Source organism: Stenotrophomonas sp. STEN013 (assembly GCF_056760355.1).
On the sequence record NZ_JBRREO010000002.1, the window covers coordinates 454,712 to 480,700 of the forward strand.

26 protein-coding genes and 1 tRNA gene are annotated in these 25,989 nt (G+C 67.4%); 15 read left to right on the forward strand and 12 right to left on the reverse strand.

All coding sequences use genetic code 11. From position 1 onward, the window contains the following. Positions 1 to 18 precede the first annotated feature (18 nt). The 4 genes from thpR (at position 19) to ACVOMH_RS06320 (ending at position 2,936) form a co-directional block, all read left to right on the forward strand. Positions 19 to 606: an RNA 2',3'-cyclic phosphodiesterase gene (gene thpR, locus ACVOMH_RS06305; protein ID WP_481551393.1), complete on the forward strand. Its 588-nt coding sequence runs from the start codon at positions 19 to 21 to the stop codon at positions 604 to 606. A gap of 55 nt (positions 607 to 661) precedes the next feature. Further along, complete coding sequence (locus ACVOMH_RS06310; protein ID WP_481551394.1) at positions 662 to 1,261, forward strand: HD domain-containing protein; 600 nt, start codon at positions 662 to 664, stop codon at positions 1,259 to 1,261. A 62-nt stretch (positions 1,262 to 1,323) separates the two neighbouring features. Then, a complete protein-coding gene (locus tag ACVOMH_RS06315) occupies positions 1,324 to 1,506 on the forward strand; it encodes an oxidoreductase-like domain-containing protein (RefSeq protein WP_054658784.1) in 183 nt (60 codons plus the stop codon). Positions 1,507 to 1,574: 68 nt separating this feature from the next. Beyond that, complete coding sequence (locus ACVOMH_RS06320; protein WP_481551395.1) at positions 1,575 to 2,936, forward strand: virulence factor family protein; 1,362 nt, start codon at positions 1,575 to 1,577, stop codon at positions 2,934 to 2,936. On the opposite strand, the gene mprF is transcribed toward ACVOMH_RS06320, so the two are convergent. Beyond that, positions 2,905 to 5,460: a bifunctional lysylphosphatidylglycerol flippase/synthetase MprF gene (mprF, locus tag ACVOMH_RS06325; protein ID WP_481551396.1), complete on the reverse strand. Its 2,556-nt coding sequence runs from the start codon at positions 5,458 to 5,460 to the stop codon at positions 2,905 to 2,907. The two genes, ACVOMH_RS06320 and mprF, sit on opposite strands and share 32 nt — an antisense overlap. A 164-nt stretch (positions 5,461 to 5,624) precedes the next feature. Between mprF and ACVOMH_RS06330 the strand changes: the two genes are divergently transcribed. Next, positions 5,625 to 6,317 carry a DUF998 domain-containing protein gene (locus ACVOMH_RS06330; protein WP_481551397.1) on the forward strand — a complete coding sequence of 231 codons (693 nt, stop codon included), beginning with the start codon at positions 5,625 to 5,627 and terminating at the stop codon, positions 6,315 to 6,317. Next, the gene (locus ACVOMH_RS06335; RefSeq protein WP_054660472.1) at positions 6,314 to 6,661 is read left to right on the forward strand and encodes a RidA family protein; all 348 of its coding nucleotides are present in this window, start codon (positions 6,314 to 6,316) and stop codon (positions 6,659 to 6,661) included. Before ACVOMH_RS06330 ends, ACVOMH_RS06335 begins: the two co-directional genes overlap by 4 nt. 66 nt (positions 6,662 to 6,727) lie before the next feature. Here the strand turns inward: ACVOMH_RS06335 and rnfB are convergent, their stop codons facing one another. The 8 genes from rnfB to ACVOMH_RS06375 all read right to left on the reverse strand — a co-directional run bounded on the left by rnfB (position 6,728) and on the right by ACVOMH_RS06375 (position 14,829). Further along, complete coding sequence (gene rnfB / locus ACVOMH_RS06340) at positions 6,728 to 7,147, reverse strand: Rnf electron transport complex subunit RnfB (protein WP_057506129.1); 420 nt, start codon at positions 7,145 to 7,147, stop codon at positions 6,728 to 6,730. A 31-nt stretch (positions 7,148 to 7,178) separates the two neighbouring features. Next, the gene (locus tag ACVOMH_RS06345; RefSeq protein WP_481551398.1) at positions 7,179 to 7,769 is read right to left on the reverse strand and encodes an HAD family hydrolase; all 591 of its coding nucleotides are present in this window, start codon (positions 7,767 to 7,769) and stop codon (positions 7,179 to 7,181) included. Between the two features lie 49 nt (positions 7,770 to 7,818). Further along, positions 7,819 to 9,897 carry a methionine--tRNA ligase gene (gene metG, locus ACVOMH_RS06350; protein ID WP_481551399.1) on the reverse strand — a complete coding sequence of 693 codons (2,079 nt, stop codon included), beginning with the start codon at positions 9,895 to 9,897 and terminating at the stop codon, positions 7,819 to 7,821. A gap of 96 nt (positions 9,898 to 9,993) precedes the next feature. Continuing rightward, a complete protein-coding gene (locus ACVOMH_RS06355; protein WP_481551400.1) occupies positions 9,994 to 10,437 on the reverse strand; it encodes a DUF2147 domain-containing protein in 444 nt (147 codons plus the stop codon). A 169-nt stretch (positions 10,438 to 10,606) separates the two neighbouring features. Beyond that, positions 10,607 to 10,999, reverse strand: a complete 393-nt coding sequence (gloA2, locus tag ACVOMH_RS06360; protein ID WP_481551401.1) for an SMU1112c/YaeR family gloxylase I-like metalloprotein — start codon at positions 10,997 to 10,999, stop codon at positions 10,607 to 10,609. After that, the gene (locus ACVOMH_RS06365) at positions 10,996 to 12,069 is read right to left on the reverse strand and encodes a serine hydrolase domain-containing protein (RefSeq protein ID WP_481551402.1); all 1,074 of its coding nucleotides are present in this window, start codon (positions 12,067 to 12,069) and stop codon (positions 10,996 to 10,998) included. The genes gloA2 and ACVOMH_RS06365 overlap by 4 nt, the downstream gene beginning before the upstream one ends. A 20-nt stretch (positions 12,070 to 12,089) precedes the next feature. Next, a complete protein-coding gene (locus tag ACVOMH_RS06370) occupies positions 12,090 to 13,991 on the reverse strand; it encodes a DUF885 domain-containing protein (RefSeq protein WP_481551403.1) in 1,902 nt (633 codons plus the stop codon). A gap of 157 nt (positions 13,992 to 14,148) precedes the next feature. After that, positions 14,149 to 14,829 (reverse strand): DUF502 domain-containing protein, encoded by a 681-nt coding sequence (locus tag ACVOMH_RS06375; protein ID WP_054660736.1) that lies wholly within the window; start codon positions 14,827 to 14,829, stop codon positions 14,149 to 14,151. 79 nt (positions 14,830 to 14,908) lie between these two features. On the opposite strand from ACVOMH_RS06375, the gene ACVOMH_RS06380 reads away from it, so the two are divergent. After that, the gene (locus ACVOMH_RS06380) at positions 14,909 to 16,258 is read left to right on the forward strand and encodes a hypothetical protein (protein WP_481551404.1); all 1,350 of its coding nucleotides are present in this window, start codon (positions 14,909 to 14,911) and stop codon (positions 16,256 to 16,258) included. A 49-nt stretch (positions 16,259 to 16,307) separates the two neighbouring features. On the opposite strand, the gene ACVOMH_RS06385 is transcribed toward ACVOMH_RS06380, so the two are convergent. Beyond that, the gene (locus ACVOMH_RS06385; protein WP_481551405.1) at positions 16,308 to 16,760 is read right to left on the reverse strand and encodes a DUF4442 domain-containing protein; all 453 of its coding nucleotides are present in this window, start codon (positions 16,758 to 16,760) and stop codon (positions 16,308 to 16,310) included. Between the two features lie 107 nt (positions 16,761 to 16,867). Further along, the gene (gene trxA, locus ACVOMH_RS06390) at positions 16,868 to 17,728 is read right to left on the reverse strand and encodes a thioredoxin (protein ID WP_481551406.1); all 861 of its coding nucleotides are present in this window, start codon (positions 17,726 to 17,728) and stop codon (positions 16,868 to 16,870) included. 306 nt (positions 17,729 to 18,034) lie between these two features. Between trxA and ACVOMH_RS06395 the strand changes: the two genes are divergently transcribed. From ACVOMH_RS06395 to ACVOMH_RS06430, 8 genes are all read left to right on the forward strand, one after another. Then, complete coding sequence (locus ACVOMH_RS06395; protein WP_481551407.1) at positions 18,035 to 18,622, forward strand: DUF998 domain-containing protein; 588 nt, start codon at positions 18,035 to 18,037, stop codon at positions 18,620 to 18,622. Between the two features lie 175 nt (positions 18,623 to 18,797). Then, positions 18,798 to 21,440 (forward strand): leucine--tRNA ligase, encoded by a 2,643-nt coding sequence (gene leuS, locus ACVOMH_RS06400; protein WP_481551408.1) that lies wholly within the window; start codon positions 18,798 to 18,800, stop codon positions 21,438 to 21,440. Positions 21,441 to 21,528: 88 nt separating this feature from the next. Then, complete coding sequence (locus tag ACVOMH_RS06405) at positions 21,529 to 22,104, forward strand: LPS-assembly lipoprotein LptE (protein WP_481551409.1); 576 nt, start codon at positions 21,529 to 21,531, stop codon at positions 22,102 to 22,104. A 43-nt stretch (positions 22,105 to 22,147) separates the two neighbouring features. After that, positions 22,148 to 23,191 (forward strand): DNA polymerase III subunit delta, encoded by a 1,044-nt coding sequence (holA, locus tag ACVOMH_RS06410; RefSeq protein WP_481551410.1) that lies wholly within the window; start codon positions 22,148 to 22,150, stop codon positions 23,189 to 23,191. A 1-nt stretch (position 23,192) separates the two neighbouring features. After that, a complete protein-coding gene (gene nadD, locus ACVOMH_RS06415) occupies positions 23,193 to 23,882 on the forward strand; it encodes a nicotinate-nucleotide adenylyltransferase (protein WP_481551411.1) in 690 nt (229 codons plus the stop codon). Between the two features lie 58 nt (positions 23,883 to 23,940). Beyond that, the gene (rsfS, locus tag ACVOMH_RS06420) at positions 23,941 to 24,363 is read left to right on the forward strand and encodes a ribosome silencing factor (protein ID WP_481523381.1); all 423 of its coding nucleotides are present in this window, start codon (positions 23,941 to 23,943) and stop codon (positions 24,361 to 24,363) included. An 86-nt stretch (positions 24,364 to 24,449) separates the two neighbouring features. After that, positions 24,450 to 24,920 (forward strand): 23S rRNA (pseudouridine(1915)-N(3))-methyltransferase RlmH, encoded by a 471-nt coding sequence (gene rlmH, locus ACVOMH_RS06425; protein WP_054659466.1) that lies wholly within the window; start codon positions 24,450 to 24,452, stop codon positions 24,918 to 24,920. Positions 24,921 to 24,944: 24 nt separating this feature from the next. Beyond that, positions 24,945 to 25,021 (forward strand) — tRNA-Asn (locus ACVOMH_RS06430). A gap of 74 nt (positions 25,022 to 25,095) precedes the next feature. Here the strand turns inward: ACVOMH_RS06430 and ACVOMH_RS06435 are convergent. Beyond that, on the reverse strand, positions 25,096 to 25,767 hold the full coding sequence (locus ACVOMH_RS06435; protein WP_054659468.1) for an energy transducer TonB: 672 nt from the start codon (positions 25,765 to 25,767) through the stop codon (positions 25,096 to 25,098). Between the last annotated feature and the right edge of the window lie 222 nt (positions 25,768 to 25,989).

A 25,989-nucleotide genomic window follows, 5' to 3' on the forward strand; every position in this document is an offset into this window, starting at 1 on the left:
GGCTTTCTACGCCAGATCATGACGAAGTATCTTCCTTCTACCGAGGCCCAGCTGTCGCTGGGTCTTGGCAGCGACATTCCCACCGAGCGCCTGTTCTTCGCGGTGTTGCCGGACCCGGCCACGGCCGCGCGGATTGCCGAGCTGGCCGAGGGGTTGCGCGAGGAACATGGTCTGACCGGGCACCCGCTGGCGCGCGAGCGCCTGCATATCACCCTGCATCATCTGGGCGACTATGCGGGCCTGCCGCCGAGCCTGCTGGCCAAGGTGCAGCAGGCCGCTTCGCGGGTGCGGATGCCCGAGTTCGAAGTGTGCTTCGACCAGGTCGGCAGCTTTGCCGGCAACCGGCAGAATCCGTTCGTACTGCGCAGCGACTACGGCGCCGAACTGCTGCACGGGCTGCATCAGGAACTGGCGCGCTGCCTGCAGGGCGTGGGCGGGAAGCCGGACCCGCGTTTCACCCCGCACATCACCCTGCTGTACGACAAACGGCGGATGCCGATCCAGCCGGTGCAGCCGCAGCGCTGGTTCGTGCGCGAATTCGTGTTGATCCGCAGTTTCCTGGGGCAGACCCGCTATCAGCTGGAAGGCCGCTGGCCGCTGGGGTGAGCCTGCGGTGGCCGGCAGCGCTTGCAGCCGGGCGCGGGCCTGCGAAGATGCGCGCATGGAAGAACCGCTGCTGTCACTGCCGCCACCGCTGCTGGCCGAGGTCAAAGTCGCCTACGCGCAGCCGCCGCGGGCGTATCACAACTTCGGCCATGTGCAGGCGCTGCTGCACCACTACCGCGACGTCGCCGCCGGGCCCGGCTGGCAGCAGCCGCTGGAGGTGCTGCTGGCGGTGCTGTACCACGACGCGATCTACGAGGCCGGGCGTGGCGACAACGAGCTGCGCTCGGCGCAACTGGCGCAGCTGGCGATCGGCCGCTGGCTGGCCGATCAGGATGTCGATGTGGCGCGGGTGATGGCTCTGATCGAACTGACCGCGCGCCATGGCAGCGTGCGCAGCGCCGATCTCGATCACGATGCCGCGCTGTTCCTGGACAGTGACATGGCCATCCTCGGTGCCCCGGAGGCGGTGTTCGACGCCTACGACCGCGGCATCGCCGAGGAATACCGCGGCAAGGTGCCCGGCTTCCTGTTCCGGCTCAACCGCCGCCGTTTTCTGAAAGGGGTGCTGGCGCAGCCGCGCATCTTCTTCAGCGACTTCTTCCATGCCCGCTACGACGCCGCCGCGCGCGCCAACCTGCGCCGGGTCACGGCCTGAGCGCGGCCACTGGCTAGAATGCGCGTTGACGAATTGCCGGTGCGGTCCCCGTGGTCGATGTAATGAACGTGCAGCCCCTTCCCGATCCGGACCCGCGTCCGCAGCCTCCGCAGGCGCCCGGTCCGAACGAGTGTTGTGACAGCGGTTGTCCGCTGTGCGTGCTGGACCTGTATGCCGATGAGCTGAACCAGTACCGGCAGGCGTTGGCGGCCTGGAAGCTGCGCCACCCCGACGCGCTGGACTGAGCCGCCGCCTCGACAGCCGGTTCCGCGGCGCAGGGGTACGCTGCGCATTCCGGTGATGGGAGTGGCTCATGACGCACGCGCGGCGGTTTGTCTGGGGGATGCTGCTGTGCCTGCTGGTGGTGCCGGCGATGGCGCAGCAGCACGTCAGCCACGGCCGTTTCGAGCAGGTGCCGGTGTGGTTGCCCGCCGGCCCGGTGCAGCGCGTGGTGCTGTGGTTCTCAGACGATGGCGATCGTGCGCAGCGTGAGGTGCGGCGGCAGGCGCTGCGCCAGGACGGGGCGATGGTGGTGGAGGTCGATACCGGACGCCTGTACCGGCGGGTTGCCAGCGAGGGCAGCGACTGTGGTTTCTCCGCCGGCGATGTGGAGAATTTTTCCCGCTACGTGCAGGCGTTCTTCCATGTGCCGACCTACCGTCTGCCGATTCTGGGCGGTGATGGCGACGGTGCGGCACTGGCCTATGCCATCGCCACCCAAGCCGACTCCGCGATCTTTGCCGGTCTGCTGACCGAGGACTTCTGCCCGCGACTGCATAACGCCACGATGATCTGCGGTGATGCGATCCATCGCGCGGAACTTGTGCCGCAGGCGTTGCGGTTTCCGTGGTTGAACGCCGCCCACCGCAACGGTGCCTGCCCGGCGGCGCTGACCGGCTTTCGCACGGCGATACCGCTGTACCGCGATTTCGCGCGGACCCGCAGCGGCAGCGCGATTCCCGGCGAGGTGGCCGCGGCCCGGGTGCTGGGCGCACAGCGTGGCGTCAGCCTGCCGCCGCTGCCGTCCGATCTGAGCGGGCTGCCGCTGGTCGAGGTTCCCGCCCACGGGCAGGACGATACGTTCGCGGTGTTCGTCTCCGGGGATGGTGGCTGGGCCGGGTTGGACAAGGACGTGGCCGGTGCGCTGGCGGCGGCGGGAATCCCGGTGGTGGGACTGGATTCGCTGCGCTACTTCTGGAGCCGGCGCACGCCGGCCGGTTTCGCCACGGATCTGGACCGGATCGCGCAGCACTACGCGCGGCAGTGGAAGCGGCCGCGGCTGCTGCTGATCGGCTTTTCGCAAGGGGCCGACGTGTTGCCGGCGGCGATCAACCACCTGCCTCCGGCCTCGCAGGCGATGCTGGAGATGACCGTGTTGATGTCGCCGGGCAGCACCGCCTCCTACGAGTTCCATGTCAGCAACTGGCTGGGCGGCGATGATGACGCCGGTCTGCCCATCGCGCCGGAAATGCGCACCTTGCCGGCCGCTCGTACGCTGTGCCTCTACGGGCAGGAGGACGCCGGGGCGCTGTGCCCGAAGCTGCCGGCCAACAGCATCAGCGTGGTGAAATTGCCCGGGGATCACCATTTCGAAGGGGATTACGAAGGACTGGCCAAGGTGATCCTGCAGCGTCTGGCGGCACTCACTTCTGGCGCTGCGGATCCAGCGAAATAAGCCGGGTCACATCCAGCAAGGCGGCCGGCAGGTGCATGCCGCCGGGCGCGGCCAGATAGCGGGGACGCCACTCCGGTGCGAACTTGGCCTTGAACCGGCGCAGGCCACCAAAGCCATAGAAGCGCTCGCCATGGCGGGCGACCAGGTTGGCAAAGCGGTTCCAGCGGCCGGCGAGGCGATGCTCGGCCAGCCCGGTCAGCGGCGCCATGCCCAGCGAGAAGCGGCGGTAGCCGTTGGCCGCCCCCCACAGGAACAGCTCGATGAACAGGAAGTCCATCGTGCCTTTGGGCGCGTCGGGATGGTGCCGCATCAGGTCCACCGACAGTTCCCGTCCGGCGGGAGCCTGCCAGAGGTTGGCGAAGGCCACCGCCCGGCCGTCGGCTTCCACCACCGCCAGCGGGAAGCGCAGCAGGTACGCCGGGTCGAAACTGCCCAGCGAGAAGCCTTTCTCCTCGCCGGCTTTTTCCTCGAGCCAGCGCTCTGAAATATCGGCCAGTACCGGCAGCAAGCCCGCCACCTCCGGCGCGGGCACCAGCCGGAAGCACAGACCGGCCCGCTTGCCCTTGTTCCAGGCCTGGCGCAGCTCGGCCCGTTCGCTGCCGGCCAGGCTGAAGTCCTGCAGCGGGACCATGGCTTCCTCGCCCAGTTTGACCAGCGTCAGCCCCAGATCGAGGTAGGTCTGCCAGTAGCGTTCGCCGGTCTGGTAGAACACCGGACGCAGACCCAGGCGGTCGGCGGTTTCGCGGAATCGCCAGACCAGTTTCCGGGCGACTTCCGGTGGTCCCACCGGATCGCCCATCGCCACCAGCGAGCCGCCGTAGCGCTGCATCATCACAAAGCCATCGCCGGCCTCGCTGCGCAGGACCGCCTTGTCGCCGGTCATCACCAGGCAGGCCTGGGTGTCCTGGGCCTGGGCCAGGACGTCGCGCAGTTGCTCCAGCGCATCGGGGTCGGGCAGCGGGAGCGGGGCGCGGGTGCTGTGCAGCAGTCGCGCCAGCCCGAACACGATCACCGCCAGGCACACCAGCAGCAGCGCCCGCAGCGCCCGCGGCGCGTTGCCGGAGGTGGCGAACTGCCACCACAGCTCGTTCCGGTATTCCACATGGCTGTAGACGAAGAACAGCAGCCAGAGGGTGGCCGCCAGCACCAGCGCCACATTGCGCAGCCACGGCCATGACCAGGCTTCATCCAGCAGGGCGCCTTGCCGGTAGAACTCGCGGCGCGCGGTCCACAGCGCGAGCGTGGCCAGCGGCAGCAGCAGTGCCACCAGCAGATGCCCGCCGCGCAGCCACACCGGCAGCGGCAGTACGGTGCACAACGCGAACGCCAGCAGCCATGCCGAATGGCTGCGGCGCTGCAGGCCCTGACCGATGAGCAGCAACGCCACGCCGCCCAGGCTGCCCAGCAGGTGCGAGGTTTCGATCACCGGCAGCGAGGCGGACAGCTGCCGGTGGCGTGGCAGCGGCAAGGTCCCGTCGATCACCAGCAAGCTGCCCACCGCGAACACCGCCAGCGCGAGCAGATTGGGCAGCCATGGCCGCACTACCGCCCAGGCGCTGCCAGCGCCGCTGCGCAGGGGCCGGCGCGCGCTGGCCAGCCCCGCCAGCAGGGCCGACAGCAGCAGCGGCAGCAGGTAATAGGTGAGGCGGTAGGCCACGGCCGCCGCAAGGATGGCCGCCGGCGGCACCTGCGGCAGCAGTTTGACCAGGCTCCACTCGAACACGCCCAGTCCCGCCGGAACGGTGGATATCAGCCCGGCCACTGCAGCCACCAGGTACACCCCGACAAACCCGATGAAACCCGGTTCCTGCGGTGGCGGCAACAACACGTAGAACGCCGCCGAGGCCAGGCACAGTTCGACCACGCTCAGCGCGGTGATCTCCAGCACCGTGCGGCGGTCGGGAATCCACAACGGGTGCTGCCGCCAGCCAATCCGGCTGCCGCTGCGTCCGACCAGCACCAGCAGGGCGGCAAAGGCCAGCAGCATGGCGATGCCCAGGCCGGACACGGTGGCGGTGGTCAGTGGCAGCACCCGCATCGCTGCCCCCGGTTCCAGCCACAGAGCCACTCCCAACAACAGCCACGCACCGAATCCGAAGCCCAGCGTGCTCATCAGCACCACTTGCCCGATCTCGGCCAGGCTCAGGCCCGCGGCGCCGTAGCTGCGCAGGCGCACCGCGCCGCCGGTGAGCGCGGCAAACCCCAGCGTCTGCCCGGTGGTATGGGCCAGGAAGGCGGTGATGCCGATGCGTGAGGCGGGCAACCGGTGTCGGGCGTGGCGCAGGCCGATGGCGTCAAAGCCGATCAGGCAGCCATAGCTGGCCAGGCCCAGCAACGTGGTCAGCGCCAGCTGCGGCCACGTCAGCCCGCGTAGGGCGCTGCGGATCTGGTGATAGCCGTGTCCACCGAACTCGCCGGCCAGCGCATGCAGGGCCAGGGCCATGATGACCAGGGTGGCGGCGATGGCGGCAGCTCGGCGCCAGCCTTCGAGCGCGGGTCCCGGGGGTGCAGCTGATTTACTCATGCAGGTCTGGTCGGGCTGATGCACCGGGGCCGGTGCGGGCGCACCAGACTATCGGGTGGGTGTTAGGACGGTGGCAAACCTGTCCATCGACGTGTCGTCATGCCTCGGCCCGGGGTAATAGACTGCCGGGTCTTTCCCAACCGGCGGCATATTCCCGCGGAGCGATGGACAGTGAACAGGACCGGCCCGCACCCGTGCAGCGTGCGGCGATGGCGACGGTAGTGATCGGCCTGGCGGTGTTTGCCGGCGTCGGGGTGTGGCTGCAGTTCGTCCGTACCGATCTTGACTGGCTGCATGCCACCTTGAGTCTGTACCTGCACGGTCCCTACGGCCTATGGTTGCGCAGCGCCTATTGCCTGCTGGCGTTGGCGATCACGCTGCTGGGCTGGATGTTGTACCGGCAGATGGACGGTGCGGCACGTCGCGGCCTGCCGGCGGTGCTGTTCGGCGTCGCCGGACTGGGCCTGGCCGGCGTGGCGATCGGTGACAGCTGGTTGCCCGGCAATGCGCCCGCGCTTGCGCCGTTCGTGCATGCGCTGTCGGCGCAGACGGCGTTCCTGTGCGTGACCGTGGCGATGCTCCTGCAGGCCTGGTGCTTCGGTCGCGATCGGCGCTGGCAATGGCTGCATCGACGGGCTTGGGAATGGGCGTGGCTGACCTTTGCCCTACTGTGGTTGCACGTGCTGTGGCGGGCCAGCCCGCGCGGGCTGGGGCAGAAGCTGGTCATCGCGCTGGTGGTGGGCTGGCTGCTGGGGGGCGCCCTCGCGCTGTGGCGGGCCGGGCGCAAAGAACCAGCTGAAACTTCCGGTTCGGGTCACAATGGCGCGCACACTCACAGCAAGGAATCCCCCCCATGATCCAGCGCTTCGATACCGGCCCGCGCATGTCGGAAATGACCATCCACAACAACGTGGCCTACCTGGCCGGGCAGGTGCCGGAAGACACCAGCGCCGACATCGTCGGCCAGACCCAGCAGGTGCTGGCCGCCATCGACGAGCTGCTGCGCACGGCGGTGACCGACAAGTCCCACATCCTGCGCGCGGAAATCTTCCTGGCCGATATGGCCGACTTCGCCGGCATGAACCAGGCGTGGGATGCGTGGGTGCCCAAGGATGCCGCCCCGGCCCGTGCCACCGTGCAGGCCAAGCTGGCCCGGCCGGACTGGAAGATCGAGATCGTGATCACCGCCGTGGTGCCGTAAACCTGCGGGCGTATTTCCTGCGTGCAAACGAAAACGCCGGCGGAAGCCGGCGTTTTTGCTGCCTGCTCAGCGGGCGGGCTTCAGCTCGATGCAGTCCACCGGGCACGGCGGGATGCACAGCTCGCAGCCGGTGCACAGGTCCGCCAGCACCGTGTGCATGTACTTGGCGCCGCCGACGATGGCGTCCACCGGGCAGGCCTGGATGCACTTGGTGCAGCCGATGCAATCGGCCTCGACGATGACGGCGACCTGGGCCGGTTTGTGTTCGCCGCGGCTGCGGTCAAACGGCATCGCCGGCACGCCGAGAAGGTGCGCCAGGGCCCGCGCGCCGGCATCGCCCCCCGGGGGGCAGTGATCCACGCCGGCTTGGCCGCGCGCCATCGCCTCGGCATACGGACGGCAGCCGTCATAGCCGCACTGGCCGCACTGGGTCTGTGGCAGCAGGCGGTCGAGACGTTCGATCAGGGTGATATCGGTGTCGTGCATGCGGGGCATCGGGCTGCGCGGAAAGGATGGATCAGGAAACCGGCTTGCCGCGGTACCAGCGCTCATGGGCCAGCGCGAGCATCGGCCGGTCTTCGCGGCTGTCACCGTAGGCATGGATGCGCTGGTATTTGCCCAGGTCAAAACGTGTGCGGATCAGGGCGGCCTTGCGCGGACCACAATCGTGGCCGGCATAACGCCCGGTGAGGCGGTTGTCCTGCACTTCCAGCCGGTTGCAGATCATCTGCAGGCCCAGCGCGTCACACCAGGGCTGCAGATACAGATCGATGGAGGCCGACACCACCGCGACCGTGTGGCCCTGCGCCTTGTGCCACTGGATCTGCTCGAGCATCTCCGGGCGCACCATCTCGTGCAGGTGATCGCGCGCATAGTCCTGGGCCATCCGGGTGATCTCGCCGGCGTGGCGGCCGCTGAACACCTGCGCGGTGACGCGGCGGCGGATACGCGCGGCCGAGATCAGCTTCAACCGGTAGGCCAGCAGCCATGGGCCTATCCGCCACCAGGCCTGCGCGCGCTGTTCGGGCGTGGCCACACGGCGCAGGAACCGGCTGTAGGTGTCACAGACGGTGAGGGTTTGGTCGAAATCGAACAGGGCCAGTTGCATGGTCCGCTCCGGTCGGGAGGGGCGCGCCGGGTAAGCGCGCCCGCTGCCCTCAACGTACCGGCATGCCCGGCTGCGCGCCGGTATCGGCGTCCAGCAGCGCCAGCGCGCCGCCGTCGAAACCGGCCGACAGGATCATGCCCTCGCTCAGGCCGAAGCGCATCTTGCGCGGGGCCAGGTTGGCGATGAACACCACATTGCGGCCGACCAGCGCTTCCGGCTCGGCGTAGCTGCCGCGGATGCCGGAGAAGATCTGCCGCTGGCCGAGGTCGCCGGCATCGAGCAGGAAGCGCAGCAGCTTGTCCGAGCCGTCGACGAAGCCGCATTCGATCACCTTGCCGATGCGCAGGTCGAGCTTGGCGAAATCATCGATGCCGATATACGCCGAGGCTTCACCCTCGGCCTTGGCCTCGGTCTTCACTTCCGCCTTGGTGGGCTTCTCGGCCTTGGCCGGCTTGGCCTCGGTGGCGGGCTGGGCGCTGAGGGTGTCCTTGGAGGCGTCGGTCATTGCGTCAATCATCTTCGGGTCGATACGGGTGAACAGCGGCACGTAGGCGGCGATGGTGTGGGCGGTGAGCGGGGTGGCGATATCGCCCCAGCCGCGCATCGGTGCGTTGAGGAAGCCCTCGGCCTGCTGCGCGGTGGCCGGCAGCACCGGCTTGAGCGCGGCCACCAGCACGCGGAACAGGTTCAGGCCCTGGGTGCAGACCGCCTGCAGTTCGGCATCGGCGCCGTCCTGCTTGGCGATCACCCACGGCTTGGTGTCGTCGATGTACTTGTTGGCTTCATCGGCCAGGGCCATGGTCAGGCGGATCGCGGCGGCCGGGTCGTTGCGCTCATAGGCCTCGCGCACCGGTGCCAGGGCGGCGACAAAACGGTCGTACTGGGCCGGGTCGGGCAGCGCCTCGGCCAGCTTGCCGTCAAAGCGCTTGGCGATGAAGCCGGCGCAGCGGCTGGCCAGATTGACGAACTTGCCGACCAGATCGGCGTTCACGCGGGCGGTGAAGTCGCTCAGATTCAGGTCCAGATCGTCGACACCGCCGGAGGACTTGGCGGCGAAGTAGTAGCGCAGCGCTTCCGGGGCCAGGCCCACGTCCAGATAGGTGCGGGCCATCACGAAGGTGCCGCGCGACTTGCTCATCTTGGCGCCGTCCACGGTCAGGTAGCCGTTGACGTGCAGCCTGGTCGGCGCGCGCAGGCCGGTGCCGTGCAGTACCGCCGGCCAGAACAGGCCGTGGAAGTTGACGATGTCCTTGCCGAGGAAGTGGTGCAGCTCGGTGGTGCTGTCGGCGGCCAGCACGGCATCGAAGTCGTCGCCGGTTTTGGCGCACAGGTTCTTGAAGCTGGACAGGTAGCCGATTGGCGCGTCCAGCCACACATAGAAGTACTTGCCCGGGGCGCCCGGGATCTCGAAACCGAAATAGGGCGCATCGCGCGAGATGTCCCACGCGCGCAGGCCGCCTTCGGCATCCAGCCACTCGGCCAGCTTGGCCTTCACTCCGGGCAGGGCCACGTCACCGGCCAGCCACTGCCGCAGGAAGTCCTGGAAGCGGCCGACCTCGAAGAAGTAGTGCTCCGAATCGCGGATCTCCGGCGTGGCACCGGACACCACCGACTTGGGCTCGATCAGGTCGGTCGGGCCGTAGGTGGCGCCGCAGACCTCGCAGTTGTCACCGTACTGGTCGGCCGACTTGCACTTCGGGCAGGTGCCCTTGATGTAGCGGTCCGGCAGGAACATGCCCTTGGCCGGATCGTAGAACTGGGCGACCGAGCGGCGGCTGATGTGGCCGGCGGCGTCGAGCTTGGCGTACAGCGCCTCGGTCAGCTCGCGGTTGGCGGCCGAGTTGGTCGAGTCGTAGTGGTCGAAATCCACGCCGAAGGCAGCGAAGTCGCGCTCATGGCTGGCCTGGATGTTGGCGATGAAGGTTTCCGGGCTCACCCCGGCCTTCTCGGCGGCCAGCATGATCGGCGTGCCATGGGTGTCGTCGGCGCAGACATACCAGACCTTCTCGCCCAGCAGCCGCCGCGCGCGCACCCAGATATCGGCCTGGATGTAACCCACCAGGTGGCCGAGGTGGAGCGGGCCGTTGGCATAGGGCAGGGCATTGGTGACGAGCGCGGTACGGGTCATGGCCATCGTTTGCAGCAGGGGAACGCGGGATTATCGCATGACACAAACGAACAACCCGGCCGCAGCCGGGTTGTTCACAGGTGCCGGGGTGGGGGCTTACTCGCGCAGCCAGGTCTGGGTGCGGCAGATGAAGGCGATGCAGCCGGAGACTTCAAGCTTGCGGCCGTTCTCGACCAGCTCGACCTTGGAGCTGTAGGTCTTGCCCTTGGCCGGGTCCAGGATGGTGCCGCGTGCCCACTTGTTGGTGCCGTCCGGGCGCAGGTTCCAGAGGATGGTCATGCCTTCGATCGGCTTGCCCTTGTTGGCGCCCTCGCACTTGTCGCAGACCGGGTGCGGGCCCTGCGCCGATTGCAGCACCTGCAGCACCTTGCCGGTGAGCGCGCCATTGCTGGCCTGGGTGATCTCGACGATGGACTTCACCTTGCCGGTTTCGTCATCGATGGTTTTCCAGCGCCCGGCGGCGCTGTTGGACGCGCCGGCGGAGAAGGCGGCAGCCATCAGCGGCAGGGCCAGCAACAGGGTTTTGAACGTGGTGCGCATGTATCCCCTCCCAGGGTTCGTCTGAACGTCCGGCGCTGCCGGCGTGGGAGCGAATGTAACCGCATTCGGCGCCGTACGGAATCCGCGCCGCAACACGTTCAGCGCCCGGGCGGTCGCGTGCCGATGTCGGTGACTGCTGCGCCGTGCCGGGGGCCGGCGGCAGCCCGGTTCAGGCGGTTTCGTACAGTTCCAGCGGCAGGTTGTCCGGATCGGCGAAGAAGGTGAAACGGTGCCCGGTGTACTCGTCCACGCGGACCGGCTCGCAGTCGATGCCTTCGGCCTGCAGATGGGCGACGACATCGTCCAGCGCCGTCACACGGAACGCCAGATGGCGCAGGCCGCAGGCTTCCGGGCGGCTCGGGCGCTTGGGCGGCGCGGGGAAGGAGAACAGCTCCAGCTGGCTGCCATCGGGCAGGCGCAGGTCCAGCTTCCACGACTGGCGCGGCTCGCGGAAATGCTCGGCGAGCACCTCCAGACCGAGGATGCGGGTGTAGAAATCGCGCGAGCGGGCGTAGTCCGAAGCGATGATCGCCACATGGTGGATGCCGGACAGCCGCTTCATTGCGTGGTCTCCTGCCAGCGGCGGGCGATGGCCAGCGCCAGCGGATAGGGTTCGGGTTCGTTGCGGTTGCTCAGCACGATCACGGTCAACTTCTGCGCCGGGTAACGCACGATCACGTTGCGGAAACCGATGCTTTCGCCGCTGTGCCACAACGCATCGCCATTGATGCGCCAGCCGAAGCCGTAGTGCGGCACGTCCGGCTCGCTGGTCTTCGTGGCCGGGCTGAAGGCCAGTTGCAGCGAGCTCGCCTTCAGCAGGCGCTCGTCGTACAACGCCGCATCCCACTTGGCCAGATCGTCGAGGGAGGAATAAATGCCGCCATCGCCGAGCACCGCGCTGGTGGTGCTCTGGTCGGTGCGCTGCCAGCGGCCGTCGATCTGGCTGTAGCCGTAGGCGCGGTTGGGGATGTCGTCCACGCCGTCCTGGTGGGCCCAGGTGTTGCGCATGCCCAGCGGCAGGAAGATGCGCTGGCGCAGGAAACTGGCGAAATCGCTGCCCGAGGCCTTGCCCACCACCAGCGCCAGCAATGCGTAGCCGCTGTTGCTGTAGCGGTAGTCGCTGCCAGGTGTGAAGTAGCTGCGGTTCTCCTTTTCCAGCAGGTGCAGCACGTCGATGTCGTGCACCTGGCGTGTATCTGCCGGTTTCATCAGGTCTTCGTAGTCGAGCAGACCGCTGGTATGGCTGAGCAGCTGGCGCAGGGTCATCGTGTCGGCCACCGCCGGCAGGCCGGGCAGCCATTTCTTCAGCGGATCGTCGATGGACAGCTTGCCGTCCTCAGCCAGCAGCAGGATCGCCGCGGCGGTGAACTGCTTGCTCACCGAGGCCAGCCGGTAGTTGCTGGCGGCGGTGGCCGGCGTGCCGTCTTCGAGCACCGCCAGCCCGTAGCTGCGGCGGAAGACAGGCTGACCGTCCTTCAGTACCAGCACCGAGGCGCCCGGCACCTGGCCGTCATAGCGCTGCATCAAGCCATCGATGCCAGGATCGGCGGGCAGGCGCGGGGGCGCGGCGACTGCCAGGGTGGAAAACGCGGACAGGCACAGCGGGGCGAGTCGGTATATCCACCGGGACATGGCAGCTCCTTGCAGGGTTGTCAGATTTTCTTGCTGGCGATCCAGCGCTCGATCTTGCTGTCCAGGATCTCCAGCGGCATCGAGCCGTCTTTCAGGATCTCATGGTGGAACTCGCGCGGATCGAAGCGTTCGCCCAGCTCGGCTTTGGCCTTGTCGCGCAGCAGGCGGATCTTGACCTCGCCCACGCGCGGGGCCAACGACTGTCCCGGCAGTGCCATGAAACGTTCGACTTCGGCGGCGGCATCGCTGGCGGAAATGTCGGCGTTCTTGACCATATAGTCGATGGTCTGCGCGCGGCTCCAGCCTTGGGTGTTGAGGCCCGTATCGGCCACCAGGCGTACCGTACGCAGCAAGGTGGTCTGCAGGTAGCCCAGATGCTCATAGGGATCGCTGTACAGGCCCAGCTCCTGTCCCAGCGATTCGGCATACAGGCTCCAGCCTTCGACAAACGCCACATCTCCGCCCAGGCGGCGGAAGCGCGGCAGCGCGGTCAGCTCCTGCTGCGCGCCGAGCTGGAAATGATGGCCGGGAATGCCTTCGTGCAGGTATTGCATGGTCACAGCCCAGCGCTTGCGCGACGGCAGGTCGGCCGTGTTGACGTACAGCACGCCGGGCTGTTGGCCATCGGCGCTGCCGGGCTGGTAGCTGGCGGCGCTGCTGGTCAGGGCCCGTCCGGGCTCGACCGGTCTGATTTCCAGTGCGGCCTTGGGGCGATGGTTGAACAGCGCCGGCACGGCGGCATCGACCTGTTGTCCGACCTCGGCATAGCGTGCCAGCAGGGCGTTGGCGTCATTGAAGACGAACTGGCGATCGCTACGCATCGCCTTGAAGGTCTTCTGCATCGAGCCGCGGATCTTCGAGGCCTTCATCAGCGCGGTGATGCGCTGCTGCAGATCCTTGACCTCCTGTTCGCCCAGCGCGTGGATTTCCGCCGGCGAGCGCACCGGGGTGGTGGTGCTGGCCACGTTGTAGGCATACCAGGCCTGGCCATCGGGCAAGGCGCCCATGCCGTCGGTAGTGCGCGCAGCGGGAAGGTACTCGGTGGCGATGAAGCCGCGCAGCGAGCGGTAGGCCGGCATCAGCCGGTACTCGATCATGCGTTTGTATTCGGCAGTCAGGCGCGCCTTGTCCTCGGCGGAGAAGTCATCTGGCAGGTTGCGGATCGGTCCCCAGAAAATACTTTCTTCGGCGCTGGGCCTGATCACCGCATCAAGCTGCGGCAACACCTTTTCCATCAATGCGCGCGGCTGCACGACGCCGGCGGCCATGCCTTCCCGCATGTTGGCGATGGCTTGGTCGAACAGCGCCGGCACCGCGAGCGAGCGCTTGGACCAGTTCTCGTAGTCTTTCACGGTGCGGAACGGCTGGGCGCCGGCACCGGAGCCGAGCACGGCGACCAGGCTGGAGACGTTGTTGTACGGATTGATCGGCAGCATCCAGCTCGGGTACTGCTCGGCCTTCAGTGAATTCTGCGCATCGCGCAGGAAGATCTGGTAACTGAGCAGGTCCTGGCCCTGCAGGCCGTCGGGATTGATCGCTTCGACCTTGCCCCGCCACTGCACCATGAAATCGTGCGATTGCTGGCGCCAGGCGGCGGACAGGAAATTCGGCAGCTGGTCGTTGAAGCGCGGGTCGCCCTGGAAGGTGGCCTGCAGCGGGTTGAGCCGCATCGAGGCATCCCAGTATTCGTCGTAGATGCGATTGAGTTGAGCGGCCTTGTCCTGCTTGACCGGCAGCGGTGCCGGCCGGCGTGCGGGCGCGCGCGGTGCGCTGCGTGGCTTGGCCTTGGGCTTTGCGCTGCGGCTTTGCGCGGTAGGCGTGCGCTGGCTCTTCTTCTTGGCCGCGTCGGCAGGGGCCGCCGCGGAGATGGACACGAGGGCGGCGATGGCAAGCGCGAGCAGGCGCGATGGGCTGGAGGGCATCAGCAGTTCCAAGAACACTCAAGCAGGCGAGCTTGCCCCATTCCGCCGGCCACGACCAGACGGAACAACGCTCGCACGGTTGCGGTACAGCTGTGGTTGTTCTTGCGTTTGCCGCGCGGAAGCCGGGTTGCTTCCGCGCGTTGCCGGCCTCGCCGGTTCAGCGGTCGCCGGCGCGGGTGAACGGCACGGTTTCAGGCGCCACCGCGCCACCGGAGATGATGAAGCTCATCGCCTGGTCCACGCTCCAGTCGGTCGGGGTCAGCAGTTCCACCGGCACGATTTCCAGATAGCCCGAGGTCGGGTTGGGGGTGGTCGGCACATATACCGCCGCCAGTTCGCGGCCGGTGCCGGTTTCGCGGATGACGCGGGTGACCAGTCCGACCGATTTCATGTCGCGGTGCGGGAAGTCGATCAGCACCACGCGCTGGGTGCTGCCGGGCTTGGTCTGCAGGATGTCCAGCAGCTTCCTGGCGCTGTCATAGATGATGCTGGCCAGCGGAATACGCTGGATGACCGCGCCGAACCAGCGCAGCAGCTGCTGCCCGACCACGCGGCGGCTGAGGATGCCCACCAGCAGGATCACCAGCAGCGTGGCCAGCAGGGCGATGGTGTCCTGCACCCATTCGGCCTTCACCCAGCCCAGATAGTCCGGGAAGGAGGCGGCGATGCGTTCGGACAGCGGGATCACCAGTGGGCTACTGATGCCCGACAACATGACAAAGACGAACTTGACGACCACCCAGGTCAGCCAGATTGGCAGCAGCGTGAGCAGGCCGGTCAGAAACAGGCGTTGCAGGGAGGGGCGAGGGGCGACGGGGGAGGCGGCTTCGGGCGACATGCGGCTATTGTACCGGTGGGCACGGGCCGGCCAGGCTCGGTGATTGTTCTGTCATGGATACACAGCAGGGACAGGGATGATGCGCACGACGTTGAAATGGCTGGGCGGGGGACTTTTGGGGCTGGTGCTGGTGGTCGGCGGGCTGTTGCTGGTGTCGCGGTTCTGGCCGTCAACGACCTTGCAGCAGGAGGCATTGGCGGCGCTGGAGACCGGGCCGCAGCGACCCGGCAGCAATGCGTATGTGGCGTTGATGACGTTGCATCACGAATCGCTGGATGCAGCCGCGCGCCGTGCACTGGTGGATGCACTGGCCAGCGACTATGGACGATGGCAGCAGCGGTTCGAGGCCCACTGGCTGGAAAATGGCGGGGGGATGCCGCCCGCGCCGGCGCCGCAACTGGGCGGTGAGCCGGTGGCCTGGGTGCACGACGATGCGCTGTGCCGGATCAACGAGGGTGGGGCGTGTCTGGACAAGGTGCATGCCGCACCGCAGGCGGTGGCTGATGCCCTGGCCGCGCGTGCCGGCCTGCTGGAGCGGATTGCCGCGTTGTCGACGCATGGTCATCTGCGCAGCGAGCTGCCCCTGGGGCCCTACGTGCCGCTGCCACCCCTGCAGAGTCTAGGGTTGCCGCTGGCGGCCCATGCGCTGGCGCATGTGCAGGGCGACCGCGCCGGCGCGCTGGCCGGGGTCTGCCGCGACGCCGGCACCGCGCGGATGCTGGTCACCCGCAGCGACACGCTGGTCTCGACCATGATCGGCGCGCGCCTGTTGCAGGCCCATGCCCGGTTGCTGGCCGCGATGCTGGAAGAAATGCCGCTGGATGTGGCCTTGCCGGCGCAATGCGCAGCGGCATTCGCCCCGCTGTCGGCCGCGGAGATGAGCGGTTGCAATGCCTTGCGCGGGGAATTTGAAATGGCCGATTCATTGCTGGCGCTGGAGGCCAGGCGGATCGGACGGTACCCGGGCGGCTCGTGGGTCTTCAATGCGCCGCGGACGCGCGCCCTGCAGGCGGTCAACCTCGGTCAGAGCTGCCTGCCGGCGGCGCAGACGCGAATCGCACAGGACTTGCTCTACCAGGCCAGTCAGGCGCAGGCGTCCGTCTGGCGTCTGGAGTGCGCGACCAATGCAATCGGCTGCATCCTGGGCAGTGTGGCGGCTCCGGCCTATGAGCAGTACCCGCGCCAGTTGCAGGATGTCGGTGCCGAGCTGCGCCTGCTCAATGCGCTGCTATGGCTGCGTGGACAACCGCTGCAGGGTTCTCTGGCGACACGCCTGCAGGCCATGCCCTCCGGCTACGCCAGTGCGCAGCGGCCGGTGCTGCTGGCGGCTGATGGACGGGGGCTGGAAACGGTGCTTTATGCCCCGCGTGGCGGGGAAAACCGGGTGCGTCTGCCACTGCCAGCGGCATTGTGGGAGCCGGCGCCCTGACGCTCGCGGACCGGATGAAAACGCCGGCCGGTACCGCGCCGGCTTGAACTCAGCGCGCGCGGGGCTTCAGCCGCACGTAGACCTGCTTGCGGACGCGTGCGACGAGCTCGCCGCGCTCATCCCGGATCTCGTTCTCGAACCAGCGCAGGTGCTTGCCGCCCTCGGCGGTGGCCACTTTGATCTCCTCCACCAGTCCATCGTCGAGATGGAATTCGGTGGCCACAACGCCACGGCCGGGCCTGATGAACTCCACCTCGCCGGCCTTGTCCCAGACGACATAGTTCCGCCCAAGTTTCTGCAGCAGGCACAGCATCCAGAACGGGTCGGTCATCGCGAACAGGCTGCCGCCGAAATGGGTGCGCACGTAATTCATGTTCCACAGCCGTTGCCGCAGCTCGACCCGCACGCGGCGGTAATCGTCATCGATGGCGGTGACGTGGATGCCGGAAAACAGGAACGGCGGCCACAGGTTGATGCCGTGGCGGAACAGGCTGGCTTTCATCGGACGGACAAGCGGCGCGGGGGAGTGACAGTCTAACATTCGCGCCCGTATGGATAAGGCCGGGGCGGGCCGTGGCCCCGGCCGGGTGTTTCAGCGACGGGCTGCCATCAGAACAGCAGCGAGGCCATCCGCCGGCGGTAACGGCCGACCAGGTCCTCATCCTCGATGACGCGGAAGGCGTCGATCAGCGCCTTCTTGGGCAGGTTCTCGTGGAAGGCGCGGTCGATGCGCAGCATCTCGATGAACTGTTCCAGCGCCGCTTCATCCTCGCCGCCGAGCAGGTGGTGGATGCCCAGCAGGTGGCGGGCTTCCAGGTCATTGCCGTCGGCCTGCACGCGAGCCGCCAGCATGTCGGCGGCCGGTGCACCCTGCAGCGCGAGGCCGAAATCCAGGCGGGCGCGGGCACGCACGGCGCGGTCATCGGTGGCCAGATTGGCCGGCAGCGCGTCGAGCAGTTGCCCGGCTTCGGGGGTGGCACCGGTCTTGAGCAGGGCCAGAGCCAGCTCCAGCTTCAGCTCGTCCTTGTCCGGTTCGGCGGCGATGGACTCGCGCAGGGCGGCAATCTGGGCCTGCGGGTCCAGCGGCAGCGCAGCGGCCTCTTCGGCGGCGTCCGTGGCGTCCAGTGGGGTGACGCCATGCTGGGTCAGGAATTCGCGCAGCTGGCCTTCGGGCATCGCGCCCGGGAAGCCATCGACGATCTGGCCGTCCCTGATCAGGAACACGGTCGGTACCGAGCGGATCTGGAAGGCAGCGGCGACCTGCTGCTCCTTGTCCACATCGACCTTGGCCAGCTCGAAGGCCCCGTTGTATTCCCCGGCCAGCTTTTCCAGCAGCGGGCCCAGGGTCTTGCACGGACCGCACCACGTCGCCCAGAAATCCACCAGCACCGGGGTCTGCATCGATTTCTGCAGGACGTCGGCTTCGAAGGTGGCGGTGGTGGCGTCGAAAACGTGGGGAAGTTCGCTCATGGCTCGATTCATCGCTGGCGGGAGCTTCCTTTATGGCGACGACCGGGCGCTATCTCAACCTCGGCGGCGACGGATGCTGCCCCGGGGCGCCCGGGTGACCCCGTCGTACCGGTCCGGCCCGCCAGCGCAGTTTCAACAAGTATGTTTCAGGATGCGGCCCCGGCCGCCGGGAAATGGCCCGGCTGACCGCAGCGCCGGATGGAGCCGGTGCCAAGCCCGGGCGCAGCCTGCACAATGTCGGCCGTAGCCGGGCGCCCTGTTCCGGCCAGCGTGGCAAGGTACGTGGTGGCGTCAGTGTGGAAACGAATGCAAATCTGGGCCGGCCCGCTGGCTGTGGTCATCGGCGTGGCCAGCGTCATCGGATTCGGCGCGCAGCTGGACGGGTATGACCAGCTGCGCCATCCAGTGTCGTTGCTGGGGGCACGCGGGGTGCCGGGAGGCGCCGCGTTCAGTGTGCTCGGGTTCGTGGTTCCGGGCCTGCTGGCCGCAGTGGTGGCGCTGGCGCTGATCCTGAGGATGCCAGCCTCGACACCGCGGATCCTGCGGGTCGGCGGCCAGATGCTGTTGCTGGCGACGGTGGCCTTCACGGCGATGGGATTGCTGCCGCTGGACGTGGACGACATCGAGAGCCGGGCCAGCCAGTACCACGCCAGTGCCTGGCTGCTGTGGCTGGTGGCGTTCAGTGCCGGTGCCGTTGCACTGCGGCTGGGGGCGGGCAGGGACAGTGCCTGGCGGCCACTGGCGGTGCTGACGCTGGGCTGTGTGGTGTGGAGCCTGTGCAGCGCGTTCGTGTTCCAGAGCGTCATGCCGGTGGCCATGGCCCAGCGGCTGGCTTTCCTTGGCTGGCTGGTCTGGCTGCTGGCGGCGGCGCGACTGGCTCCGGCGCGCGGCTGAGCGGGAAACGACGCGGATGGACCGGTTGCGGTGGCGCGCAGCGGTTGGGGGGAGGGCTGAAACCGTCGCCATATCAATGATCTGCGGTTAGCAGGGGGATTTGGCCGGGGGGCGGTTTGGAGTGCCATGATGCACTGCGGTACCCTGTCACGCTTTGCCGTTGCCCAGCGTTGCCATGTCCAGCGTCGAACCCAATATCTACGATCCCCAGCAGGTTGAAGCCGCCGCCCAGAAATTCTGGGAGGCCGAGAAAGCATTCGAGGTGAACGAAACCTCGGACAAGCCCAAGTACTACTGCCTGTCGATGCTGCCGTATCCCTCCGGTGCGCTGCACATGGGCCACGTGCGCAACTACACCATTGGCGATGTCATCAGCCGCTACAAGCGCATGACCGGCCACAACGTGCTGCAGCCGATGGGCTGGGACGCGTTCGGCCTGCCGGCCGAGAACGCGGCGATCAAGAACAAGACCGCGCCGGCCAAGTGGACCTACAAGAACATCGACCACATGCGCAGCCAGCTCAAATCGCTGGGCTATGCGATCGACTGGTCGCGCGAGTTCGCCACCTGCACGCCGGAGTACTACGTCCACGAGCAGCGCATGTTCACCCGCCTGATGCGCAAGGGCCTGGCCTACCGCCGCAACTCGGTGGTGAACTGGGATCCGGTGGACAACACCGTGCTGGCCAACGAGCAGGTCATCGACGGCCGTGGCTGGCGTTCCGGCGCGCTGGTGGAAAAGCGCGAGATCCCGCAGTGGTTCCTGCGCATCACCGATTACGCCCAGGAACTGCTGGACGGCCTGGATGAACTGCCGGGCTGGCCGGAGTCGGTCAAGACCATGCAGCGCAACTGGATCGGCCGTTCCGAAGGCCTGGAAATCCAGTTCGACGTGCGCGATGTCGACGGCAGCGCGCTGGACCCGCTGCGCGTGTTCACCACCCGTCCGGACACGGTGATGGGCGTGAGCTTCGTCTCCATTGCCGGCGAGCATCCGCTGGCCATGCATGCGGCCAAGAGCAACCCGCAGCTGGCCGCCCTGCTGGCCGAGCTGAAACAGGGCGGTGTCTCCGAGGCCGAGCTGGAAACCCAGGAAAAACGCGGCATGGACACCGGCCTGAAGGCCATCCATCCGGTCAGCGGCGAGCAGGTGCCGGTGTGGGTCGCCAACTTCGTGCTGATGGGCTACGGCACCGGCGCGGTGATGGCGGTGCCGGGCCACGACCAGCGCGATTTCGAATTCGCAAGCAAGTACAACCTGCCCAAGAAGCAGGTCATCGCGCTGAAGTCGCCCAGGAACGACGACGAGCGCACCTACGATGCGGACCGCTGGCAGGACTGGTACGGCGACAAGAGCCGCGAGACCGAGCTGGTCAATTCGGCCGAGTTCGACGGCCTGGACTTCCAGGGCGCGTTCGAAGCGCTGGCCGAGCGTTTTGAGCGCAAGGGCCAGGGCCAGCGCCGGGTGAACTATCGCCTGCGCGACTGGGGCGTGAGCCGCCAGCGCTACTGGGGCTGCCCGATCCCGGTGATCTACTGCGACAAGTGCGGCGCGGTGCCGGTGCCGGAAGACCAGCTGCCGGTGGTGCTGCCGGAGGACGTGACCCTGCTGGGCACCGGTTCGCCGATCAAGGCCGATCCGGAGTGGCGTAAGACCAGCTGTCCGGAGTGCGGCGGCGCGGCCGAGCGCGAGACTGACACCTTCGACACCTTCATGGAGTCCAGCTGGTACTACGCCCGTTACACCTCGCCCGGTGCCCGGGACGCGGTGGACAAGCGCGGCAACTACTGGCTGCCCGTGGACCAGTACATCGGCGGCATCGAGCACGCGATCCTGCACCTGATGTACTTCCGTTTCTTCCACAAACTGCTGCGCGACGCACGCATGGTGGACAGCAACGAGCCGGCGCAGAACCTGCTGTGCCAGGGCATGGTGATCGCCGATACCTATTACCGGCCGAATCCGGACGGTTCCAAGGACTGGATCAACCCGGCCGACGTCCACGTCGAGCGGGACGAGCGCGGCCGCATCACCGGCGCCACGCTGATCGCCGACGGCCAGCCGGTGGTGGTCGGCGGCTCGGAGAAGATGTCCAAGTCCAAGAACAACGGCGTCGATCCGCAGGCGATGGTGGGCAAGTACGGTGCCGATACGGTGCGTCTGTTCTCGATGTTCGCCGCACCGCCGGAGCAGTCGCTGGAATGGAACGAGGCCGGTGTCGATGGCATGGCGCGTTTCCTGCGCCGGCTGTGGGCGCAGGTGCACAAGCACGTGGCCGACGGCGCCGCACCGGCGCTGGACGTGGCCGCACTCACCGCCGAGCAGAAGGCGGTGCGCCGCAAGACCCACGAGACCATCGGCAAGGTCGGTGACGACTACGGTCGCCGCCACGCCTTCAACACCGCCATCGCCGCGGTGATGGAGCTGCTCAACTCGCTGTCCAAGTTCAACGACGACAGCGCACAGGGCCGCGCGGTACGCCAGGAAGCGCTGCAGGCGACGGTGCTGATGCTCAATCCGATCACCCCGCATGCCTGCCATGCGATGTGGCAGCTGCTGGGCCATGCCGAAACGCTGCTGGAAGACCAGCCGTTCCCGCAGGTCGATCCGGCCGCGCTGGTCAAGGATGCGCTGACGCTGGCGGTGCAGGTCAATGGCAAGCTGCGCGGCACCATCGAGGTGGCGGCCGACGCGGCGCGCGACCAGATTGAAGCCGCTGCCCTGGCCGAACCGAACGCGGCCAAGTTCCTGGAAGGGATGACGATCCGCAAGGTCATCATCGTACCGGGCAAGATCGTCAACATCGTTGCCGGTTGACCGGAGCAGATCTCAAGTGCTGTTCACGCGGCATCAGGCAGGCTCCCTGCCTGTTGCCGCTCCCGGCCGGCTCCGCCAGACTGTGCCCATGACCCGATATCTGATCGCCCTGATTCTTGCCGCAAGTCTCTCCGGCTGCGGTTTCCATCTGCGCAACACGCTCACCTTGCCCGCCGATACGCCGGCGGTGAAAGTGGAGTCCTCGGTGCGCTACAGCGAGCTGGTGAAGCTGCTCAACCGTGGCTTGCGGGCGTCGGGCGCGACGGTTGTCGAAGAGGATCAGGCCACGCCCTCGGCCGACAGCAGTGGCGTTGCCCGTCTGCAGGTCCGCTCCGAGCGCTGGGGCGATCTTCCGATCGCCATCGATGCGCAGGGCCGTGCGCAGGAGTTCAGCCTGCGCTATGCGGTGATCTTCAGCTTCTCGCGTCCGGATGGCTCGGTGATCGTGCCCGAGCAGGCGATCGAACTGTCGCGTGACTACGTCTCGCCGCCGGAAGACGCCACCGGCACCACCACCGAGCGTGAAATCCTGGCCGATGAACTGCGCCGGGAAATGTCCGCCTCGATCCTGCGCCGTATCGACAGCGTGGTCCGTGCCGATCTCGAAAAAGCGCGCGCCAAACCGGAAACCAGCGGCGCCGATGACGCCAACGGGGCAGGCTGAGGCCGTGCTTGGCAGAGGCAACGCATCGGCCGGGTGCCACTAGATGGAACTGCGCCCTGAACAGTTGGCCAGCCAGGCGGCCTCGCAGCCGCTGGCGCCTGTCTACCTGATTGCCGGACCCGAATTGCTGCGCGTGCTGGAAGCGGCCGATGCGGTACGCGCACGGGCGCGCGCCGACGGCATTGGCGAGCGCGAGGTGTTCGATGCCGATGGGCGCGATTTCGACTGGGGCCAACTGGCGTCCAGTTTCAATGCGCCGAGTCTGTTCAGCGCCCGCCGCCTGGTCGAGCTGCGCCTGCCTACCGGCAAGCCGGGCAAGGAGGGCGCCGAGGTCATCAGCGATTTCTGCGCGCAGCCGCCGGCCGATGTGGTGCTGCTGATCACCGCGGGCGAATGGAGCAAGGCGCATCAGGGCAAGTGGGCCGAGGCGGTCAGCAAGGCCGGTGTGCTGTCGGTGGCCTGGGCGATCAAGCCGCACGAGCTGGGTGACTGGATCGAGCGGCGTCTGCGCTCCAAGGGATTGCGTGCCGATGCTGCTGCCGTGCAGCGCCTGAGTGAGCGGGTGGAAGGCAATCTGCTGGCGGCCGCGCAGGAGATCGACAAGCTGGCATTGCTTGCTGACGGGCAGGCGCTGGACGTGGCGAAGATGGAGTCGCTGGTGGCTGATGCGGCCCGCTACGACGTTTTCCGGCTCAGCGAGGCGGCGTTTTCCGGCCAGCCGCAGGCGGTGCTGCGCATGCTCGCCGGGCTGCGGGCCGAGGGCGAAGTGGTCGCGGCGCTGATGCCGATCCTGATCCGTGAGCTGCTGTTGACGGCTGGACTGGCGCGGATCAATGCCGCCGGCGGCAACCTGGCCGCGGAGATGAAGAGCAAGGGGATCTGGGAGTCGCGGCAGGCGCCGTTCAAGCGCGCGCTGGGGCGGCACCCCGATCCGCGGCGCTGGGAGCGCTTCGTTGCCGAGGCCTCGCAGATCGATCGCATGGCCAAAGGCCGGGCCGAGGGCGATCCGTGGCTGGGACTGGAGCGTCTGCTGCTGGCGCTGGCCGAGGCAAAAGCGGTGCGGCTGCTGGTCCGCGGATCCCGCTGAGATGCCGGCAACGGTGGAGCCTTCCCGGCTGTGGGTCCTCTATGGCGGGACTTTCGACCCCGTCCACAACGGTCATCTGGCCATCGCCCGCTGCGCGCGTGATGAACTCGCAACGACTATATGGCTGATGCCGGCAGCTGATCCGCCGCACAGGGCGCCACCCGGCGCCGACGCGACGCAGCGTGCGGCGATGCTGGAACTGGCGCTCGCCGATGAGGCCGGGTTGAGCGTGGACCTGCGTGAGCTGGTGCGGGCCAAAGAGCAGCCGGGTGTACCGTCATGGACGGTGGATACCCTGCGCCAGCTGCGCGCGCAGATCGGCGCCTCGCGGCCGGTCGCGCTGCTGATCGGGGCCGACAGTCTGCTGGGCCTGCCCGATTGGCACGAATGGGAACGGCTGCTGGAGCTGGCACACCTAGTGGTGGCCGATCGCCCGGGCAGCCCCCTTGAGGGCGATCTGCCGCCGCTACTGGCCGATCGGCTGCAAGGCGCGTGGGCCGATTCGGTCGCGCAGTTGCGGACGGCGGCCGGTGGGCGGGTGCTGCGGCTGCGCCAGCCGCTGCAGGCCGAGTCGGCCACTGCGGTGCGCCGCCTGATCGCCGGCGGCGGCGCGTGGCGGGAACTGGTGCCGGCACGGGTGGCCGATTTCATCGTCGAAAACCGCCTGTACGGATGCCAGTCCGATTCGTGAATGCCGGCAGCGGCCGGGTTCTCTATAATCACCGCCTTATTCATCGAGTTATGCCGCTTTGACCACCGAAGCCCAAGTCATCAAAACCCAGTTGCCCAGCCCTCCGCCTTCCGTTCCGGCCCTGCTGGCCTGCGTGCATTCGGCGCTGGAGGAAATGAAAGCCCGGGATGCGGTCGAGATCGACGTCCGCGGCCGTTCCAGCGTCGCCGATTACCTGGTCGTTGTTTCCGGCACCTCCACCCGTCACGTCAAATCCATCGGCGATGAGGTCGTGCGTTTTGCCAAGAACCTGGGTGTGATGCCGCTGGGCGTGGAAGGCGAGCGCGAGGCGGAGTGGGTGCTGGTCGATCTGGGCGATGTGATTGTCCACGTCATGCTGCCGCGCGTGCGCGAGTTCTATGCGCTGGAACGCCTGTGGACCGTGGGCGATCAGCCGCCGGTTGGCGGGCAGGATCAGGATGACGAATCCGCGGCGGGCTGAGCCGGCAGCGGAGGACTGTGCGACGGCGCCGCAGGGCGCCGTCCTTGTTTCAGACAGTGCAATGTGATCCGGGAGGGCAGCGCCCCATGAAAGCCAGATTGATCGCCACAGGTGAGCGCGCGCCCGGCTGGGTGGCGCAGGGATTTGCCGAATACCAGAAGCGGCTTTCGCATTGGCTGCCACTGGAGCTGGTGGAGATCGAGCCGGGCCTGCGCGGCAAGGGACGTGATCCGAAGCGGGCGATCGAGGAAGAAGGCAAGCGGGTGCTGGCCGCGCTGCCCAAGAATCCCTACGTCGTGGCGCTGGATGTGCCCGGACGCCAGCTCAGCTCCGAGCAGTTGGCGCAGCGGCTGGAGCATTGGCGCTCGCAGGGCCGGGATCTCGCATTTCTTATCGGTGGCCCGGAAGGACATGCCGCCGAGGTCTCGGCAACGGCCGATGAAACCTGGTCCATCGGTCCGCTGACTTTGCCGCATATGCTCGTTCGACTGGTGGTGGCCGAGCAGCTGTACCGCGCAGCGGCGATGATCGCAAATCACCCCTACCATCGCGCGTGATTACCCTATAGAATGCGCGTCCCCGCCCGAATAGCTCAGCCGGTTAGAGCACTTGACTGTTAATCAGGGGGTCGTTGGTTCGAGTCCAACTTCGGGCGCCAGGATTCAAAGAAAAAGCCGCGAGCGATCGCGGCTTTTTCTTTGGGCTTTTCCGGGTGCAGGCGCTGCCGTGTTTTCAACCCAGCTTGAAATCCACCGGGATCAGTCCGTAGGCCTTCACCGGCTGACCGCCATCGGTGGCCGGTTGAAACTTCCAGCGGCGCAGCACCTGGCTGCGGGCGGCGTTGTCGAGACTGCGATGGCCGCTGCTGCGTTCGATGCTTACCTCCAGCGGTACACCGTCCTCGCCGACCAGCACCCGTAGCACCACCGTGCCCTGTGCATTGGCCATCAGGGCATCGCGTGGATAGGCGGGCGCAGGCGCGTTCCGGTAGCGCAGCTGCACGCCTTCCAGTGGCATTCCGGTGCCGGTCACCTCCGTCGCCGGAACGTCGGCGATGGGCGGTGCGATATCTGCCAGTGGTGCGATCACCGCCTCGGTGGCGAATACCGGCATCGGCGAGGTTTCCACGGGTGTGGGTAACGCCGGTTGACGTGGAGGCGCGGGTGACGAGGTGACCTTGACCAGCTTTTCCGGGGGCAGCGGCGGGGGCGGTGGTTGTACCGGTTTGGCTTCGGATATCTGCCAGCGCGGTTCCGGCACCGCAATGGTACGGATGGGCGCCTGTGACAGGGGAATCAGCAGCAACCCCAGGGCCAATCCATGCAATGCGATGGCGGTGCTGTAGGCGAGTATGCGTGACGGTTCGAAATGGACTGACGTGACGCGGTGCTGCGTGCGGACCATGTTCCACCTCCATGCGTGGGCGTGTGACGGATAACAACGCGCGGTGATGCAGGACGGAGCTGCAGGCTCCCTGTCTGCAGCTGCAGTGCGCCCGCAAATGCGCAAACCGGCAAGAGGGGCCGCTGTTCGCGGTTAAGCGCCGGACAGCTTCGTCCTCGCATGCGGACGGGTGCCCGTGGCACATATACGCATGGCGCTTGCCGGCCTCGCACACAACAACGG

What these genes read in the sequence shown, in the direction of transcription:
- nadD (WP_481551411.1), top strand. Translation starts at nt 23,193, where the DNA reads ATGCCGGCAACGGTGGAGCCTTCCCGGCTGTGGGTCCTCTATGGCGGG.
- ACVOMH_RS06330 (WP_481551397.1), top strand. Translation starts at nt 5,625, where the DNA reads ATGGACAGTGAACAGGACCGGCCCGCACCCGTGCAGCGTGCGGCGATG.
- leuS (WP_481551408.1), top strand. Translation starts at nt 18,798, where the DNA reads ATGTCCAGCGTCGAACCCAATATCTACGATCCCCAGCAGGTTGAAGCC.
- trxA (WP_481551406.1), bottom strand. Translation starts at nt 17,728, where the DNA reads ATGAGCGAACTTCCCCACGTTTTCGACGCCACCACCGCCACCTTCGAA.
- ACVOMH_RS06310 (WP_481551394.1), top strand. Translation starts at nt 662, where the DNA reads ATGGAAGAACCGCTGCTGTCACTGCCGCCACCGCTGCTGGCCGAGGTC.
- gloA2 (WP_481551401.1), bottom strand. Translation starts at nt 10,999, where the DNA reads ATGAAGCGGCTGTCCGGCATCCACCATGTGGCGATCATCGCTTCGGAC.
- holA (WP_481551410.1), top strand. Translation starts at nt 22,148, where the DNA reads ATGGAACTGCGCCCTGAACAGTTGGCCAGCCAGGCGGCCTCGCAGCCG.
- ACVOMH_RS06365 (WP_481551402.1), bottom strand. Translation starts at nt 12,069, where the DNA reads ATGTCCCGGTGGATATACCGACTCGCCCCGCTGTGCCTGTCCGCGTTT.
- ACVOMH_RS06385 (WP_481551405.1), bottom strand. Translation starts at nt 16,760, where the DNA reads ATGAAAGCCAGCCTGTTCCGCCACGGCATCAACCTGTGGCCGCCGTTC.
- ACVOMH_RS06320 (WP_481551395.1), top strand. Translation starts at nt 1,575, where the DNA reads ATGACGCACGCGCGGCGGTTTGTCTGGGGGATGCTGCTGTGCCTGCTG.
- rnfB (WP_057506129.1), bottom strand. Translation starts at nt 7,147, where the DNA reads ATGCACGACACCGATATCACCCTGATCGAACGTCTCGACCGCCTGCTG.
- ACVOMH_RS06315 (WP_054658784.1), top strand. Translation starts at nt 1,324, where the DNA reads ATGAACGTGCAGCCCCTTCCCGATCCGGACCCGCGTCCGCAGCCTCCG.
- rlmH (WP_054659466.1), top strand. Translation starts at nt 24,450, where the DNA reads ATGAAAGCCAGATTGATCGCCACAGGTGAGCGCGCGCCCGGCTGGGTG.
- ACVOMH_RS06345 (WP_481551398.1), bottom strand. Translation starts at nt 7,769, where the DNA reads ATGCAACTGGCCCTGTTCGATTTCGACCAAACCCTCACCGTCTGTGAC.
- ACVOMH_RS06370 (WP_481551403.1), bottom strand. Translation starts at nt 13,991, where the DNA reads ATGCCCTCCAGCCCATCGCGCCTGCTCGCGCTTGCCATCGCCGCCCTC.
- ACVOMH_RS06375 (WP_054660736.1), bottom strand. Translation starts at nt 14,829, where the DNA reads ATGTCGCCCGAAGCCGCCTCCCCCGTCGCCCCTCGCCCCTCCCTGCAA.
- metG (WP_481551399.1), bottom strand. Translation starts at nt 9,897, where the DNA reads ATGACCCGTACCGCGCTCGTCACCAATGCCCTGCCCTATGCCAACGGC.
- ACVOMH_RS06380 (WP_481551404.1), top strand. Translation starts at nt 14,909, where the DNA reads ATGCGCACGACGTTGAAATGGCTGGGCGGGGGACTTTTGGGGCTGGTG.
- ACVOMH_RS06355 (WP_481551400.1), bottom strand. Translation starts at nt 10,437, where the DNA reads ATGCGCACCACGTTCAAAACCCTGTTGCTGGCCCTGCCGCTGATGGCT.
- ACVOMH_RS06395 (WP_481551407.1), top strand. Translation starts at nt 18,035, where the DNA reads ATGCAAATCTGGGCCGGCCCGCTGGCTGTGGTCATCGGCGTGGCCAGC.
- mprF (WP_481551396.1), bottom strand. Translation starts at nt 5,460, where the DNA reads ATGAGTAAATCAGCTGCACCCCCGGGACCCGCGCTCGAAGGCTGGCGC.
- ACVOMH_RS06335 (WP_054660472.1), top strand. Translation starts at nt 6,314, where the DNA reads ATGATCCAGCGCTTCGATACCGGCCCGCGCATGTCGGAAATGACCATC.
- ACVOMH_RS06435 (WP_054659468.1), bottom strand. Translation starts at nt 25,767, where the DNA reads ATGGTCCGCACGCAGCACCGCGTCACGTCAGTCCATTTCGAACCGTCA.
- thpR (WP_481551393.1), top strand. Translation starts at nt 19, where the DNA reads ATGACGAAGTATCTTCCTTCTACCGAGGCCCAGCTGTCGCTGGGTCTT.
- ACVOMH_RS06405 (WP_481551409.1), top strand. Translation starts at nt 21,529, where the DNA reads ATGACCCGATATCTGATCGCCCTGATTCTTGCCGCAAGTCTCTCCGGC.